Origin of the sequence: Nitrobacter sp. 62-13, from assembly GCF_001896955.1 — a bacterium.
Lineage (GTDB): Bacteria > Pseudomonadota > Alphaproteobacteria > Rhizobiales > Xanthobacteraceae > Nitrobacter.
This window is the reverse complement of sequence record NZ_MKRN01000069.1, coordinates 1-4,096: the sequence shown is the minus strand read 5'-3', so window position 1 is coordinate 4,096 and position 4,096 is coordinate 1. Positions and strand designations below refer to the sequence as shown.

Genomic DNA, 4,096 nt, shown 5'->3' with positions numbered 1-4,096 from the left:
TGAGACTATCGCCGGCTACTACACGCTCTCTTCGACATCGGTGCAGCTCCCCGAACTGCCAGCGCAGATAGTGCGCAAGCTTCCGCGATACCCGCTCGTGCCGGCGACGCTTCTGGGCCGGCTGGCCGTCGATCGCCGCCAACAGGGGAAGGGTTATGGGCGTTTCCTGCTGGCCGACGCTCTCTACCGCGCCTCCCGAAGCGAGGTCGCCTCCTTCGCGGTGATCGTCGATGCGAAAGATGAGGGTGCCCGCCGCTTCTATGAACTGGAGAGTTTCCTGCCATTGCTGGACCAGCCCATGAAGCTGTTCAGGCCGATGGCAGACATCCGGCGGCTGTTCGAATAAGAAATGCCAGGGGGGAACGCGGTGAAGATATTTTCCGTAGCGATCGAGAACTTTCGAGGCATCCGTTCCGCCAAGCTGACGCTGCCAGACCACGCCGTCTTGATTGGAGATAACAACACCGGAAAATCGTCCGTATTCGAGGCGATAGACTTGGCCCTTGGGCCGGATCGGCTGAGCCGGCGGCCGCCCGTGGATGAGCATGATTTCTATCAAGGCAAGTATCTGCCTGTTGAGGATCCTGAGGCGCCCGAAGGCGCTGAGCCTGGCCCGGCACCGAAGATCACGGTTGAGGTGACGATCACCAATCTGTCGCCCGAGCAGGAGGCGCGCTTTGGGGACAATGTCGAGTGGCTGAATACGATCACCGGGGTTCTTTATCAGGAGGCGAAGCCCGTCGGTGTCGATGCCGCCGAGATCAAGGCGGCGCTGCGGGTTACGTTCATCGGCGAATATGATCCCGATGAGGACGACTTTATCGGCAACACCTACTTTACGCGCAGCCTGTCTGAAGAGGATACGCCGTCGTCCTTCTCCAAGAAGGACAAGCAGCACTGCGGCTTTCTCTTCTTGCGCTCGCTAAGGACTGGATCTCGGGCGCTCAGTCTCGAACATGGTAGCTTGCTCGACATTATCCTGCGGCTGAAGGAAATTCGGCCGCAGATGTGGGAAGGGACGATCGAAACGCTCGCGGGCTTCGACGTCGCGAGCGATCCCGAGCTCGGCATATCGGGGGTGCTCGAAAGCATCGACAAGTCGCTCAAGAAATACGTTCCGCGCGAATGGGGCGTGAAGCCGCACCTAAAGGTGTCGAACCTGACGCGTGAACATCTGCGCAAGGTGGTCACCGCCTTTATCGCCACCGGCACGGGCGAGCATGCCGCCCCGTTCTATCGGCAAGGTACGGGGACGATCAACATGTTGGTGCTCGCGATGCTGTCGCAGATCGCCGAGGACAAGCAGAATGTCATTTTCGCCATGGAGGAAGCCGAAACGGCGATCCCACCATATGCACAAAAGCGCATCGTCCACGAGCTGCGCAAGCTCTCGGCCCAGTCGCTCTTCACGTCGCACTCCCCGTATGTGCTCGAGGAGTTCAGCCTTGATGAAACCGTCATTCTGTCACGGTCAGACGACGGCCAACTAGGCCAATCCAAGATCGAGCTGCCGGAGAGCGTCAAGCACAAGCGCTACCGCCACGAGTTCCGAACCCGGTTTTGCGAAGGGCTCCTTTCGCGTCGTGTCCTTATTGCCGAAGGAGCGACGGAGGCGACCGCCTTTCCGGTCGCTGCGCGACGCCTGTCCGAGCTCAATCCAGCGACCTACGCGTCGTTGGAAGCCCTTGGTGTGTGCATAATCGACGCCGGGACTGAGACTCAGATCGCCGACCTTGGCGCCCTATACAAGAGCCTTGGCAAGCGCACCTTTGCGCTATGCGATAAACAGACCGATCCCGCAAAGGCGGCCATTGAAGCCCAGGTGGAACGCCTGTTCATGCACGGCGAGAAGGGTATTGAGGATTTGATCCTCAAGAACACCACGCAGGCCGCGCTTGACCGATTTGCCGATCAGCTCGATTGGCCGCCGCATTTGGTAGCGAAATATCCCAATCCAAAGGCGCAGGCTGTCGTGGCGCTGAAGGAGTATTTCGGCTGGTCGAAGGGAAATTGGGGTATCGCTGAGTTTCTAGCGCAGTGCTCCGAAGCCGAGATTCCTAAGTGGTTGCGCGACGCCTGCATCACATTGAAAGCACTCTGCGATCCGCCACCGCCGCCGCCCGACGACGACGAACCCGACGTTGATCCTCTCAGTTAGGTGAGGGTACCGTGGTCGACCTGACCGAGACGCAAAAGGAAGTTCTCCGAGCCGTCGGCCACCAGCTCGTGACCGGCGGGCCTGGTTCTGGAAAGACGACCGTCTCGATCTTCAAAGCCGCCAAGATCGCGCGCGAGGCGCTGAAGCCAGGTCAGCACATCCTCTTCCTCAGTTTCGCGCGCGCGACCGTCTCGCGTGTCCTAGAGGCGATTGACGAGGAAAGCGCGATCACGCGGGAGGAGCGGCAGCGGATCGAGGTCGACACCTACCATTCGTTCTTTTGGCGCATCCTGAAGACACACGGCTATCTCGTCGGCTTTCCGCGGCGGATGACAATCCTCACGCCTCCGAATGAGGCGATCGCGCTGTCGGCGGTTCGAAGCGGCTACAAGGCGGCATCGAAACTGTCGGACGAGGAAAAGGCGGAGAAGCGCGCGCGGGAGGAAGCAGAACGCATCCGTCTGGCGACCGAAGAGGGGAGGATCTGCTTCGACCTCTTCGCCGACCGCGTGGCGATCCTGCTCCATGGATCCAACAAGGTGCGGTCGCTCATCTCGACGATGTATCCGTACATCATCCTGGATGAGTTTCAGGACACCAACGCCGAGCAGTGGCGTGTGGTGCAGGCGCTGGGTGCCAGCAGCACGCTGATCGCCCTGGCGGATCCAGAGCAGCGCATATTCGACTTCATCGGCGCCGACCCGGAGAGACTGAACCATTTCATGGCGGCCTTTGCGCCAGCGGTTCACGATCTCGCCAGCGACAACCATCGGAGCGAGGGGACCGAGATCGCCCTATTCGGCAATGACATCCTGACCGGCAAATTCCGGCAGAACGAGTACAGGGGGATCGGCTACGCGCTGTTCGAGTCGAACCCCAATCAAGCTTACGCTTCGCTGGTCGGCCAGGTACTGCAGGCCCGCAAACGGTTGCTCGAGACCGGCCGTCGCGACTGGTCTCTGGCGGTTCTCGTGCCCACAAAGAAGATGACTCGATTGGTGTCTGACGTGCTGCGTCAGCCGTTCGGGAATGTCCCACCGATTGCGCACACGGCGGCCGTCGATATGGAAGGTCCCATCCTCGCGGCGGAGATCATCGCCTTCCTGCTTCAGCAGCGCGAGCACTTGGGATGCTTCGATGAGTTTGTCGAGCTGCTGTGCAGCTATTTCCACGGACGTGGCGGCACGGCGCCGACTAAAGGAGACATGGACGAGGCTACGCGCTTTCGAGCGGCGTTGGCCAAATGGAACGAGTGCCTTGCGAAAGGACGGGCGACGCCGGGTAACAGCGTCTTGAAGGGCACCTTTGCCGTCCATCAGGCATCGGCCGCCCTGACATTAACGGGCGATCCCGATGCGGACTGGGTAGCAGTGCGCGGCGTACTGGATGCTGGGCCGTGCCAGCGACTGAACGATGTCGCCAAGGAGGTCCGTAACGTTCGCCTGCTTGAGCGGGGAACACAACTCCGCCAGGGGCTGGCCCAGGACTGGCGCAACACCGGAGGATATCGCAACGCCCTCGCCATCACCCGGCAATCGTTCGTGCAGGAGCACTTCGCGACGGCTCACAAGCCCGAGTCCGGAGTCGTGGTGATGAACATGCACAAGGCAAAGGGCAAGCAATTTGACGAAGTGATCATCTTCGAAGGGTGGCCGAAGCGGGCGCGGGGCGAAATCGTTGCCAATCCTGATCGCATAGTATCGGGCAATTTTCACGATGGGACGATGACGCAGGCGCGCCAGAATTTCCGGGTCAGCGTTACGCGCGCAAAGGCGCGCACGACTATCCTGACTCCCAGGGACGACGTTTGCATCCTGCTCCTGCCGCCCCGCGATTAGGCGGGTCCGTCACGCCATTGCGGGGAGTTTCCTCCTTCGAGAGCCTTGAGTTGTCCGGGCCTCTCCCTCCCCAAAGCCGACTTTCATTGACACGCACCGC

3 protein-coding genes are annotated in these 4,096 nt (G+C 60.7%); all 3 read left to right on the top strand.

The genetic code is table 11. From position 1 onward, the window contains the following. Positions 1-346 (top strand): GNAT family N-acetyltransferase (locus tag BGN91_RS06710; protein WP_292611654.1); only part of this gene is annotated, 346 nt, incomplete at its 5' end. 21 nt (positions 347-367) lie between these two features. Beyond that, positions 368-2,158 carry an AAA family ATPase gene (locus BGN91_RS06705; protein WP_292611652.1) on the top strand — a complete coding sequence of 597 codons (1,791 nt, stop codon included), beginning with the start codon at positions 368-370 and terminating at the stop codon, positions 2,156-2,158. A gap of 11 nt (positions 2,159-2,169) precedes the next feature. Beyond that, positions 2,170-3,996, top strand: a complete 1,827-nt coding sequence (locus tag BGN91_RS06700; protein ID WP_292611650.1) for a UvrD-helicase domain-containing protein — start codon at positions 2,170-2,172, stop codon at positions 3,994-3,996. Positions 3,997-4,096 lie beyond the last annotated feature (100 nt).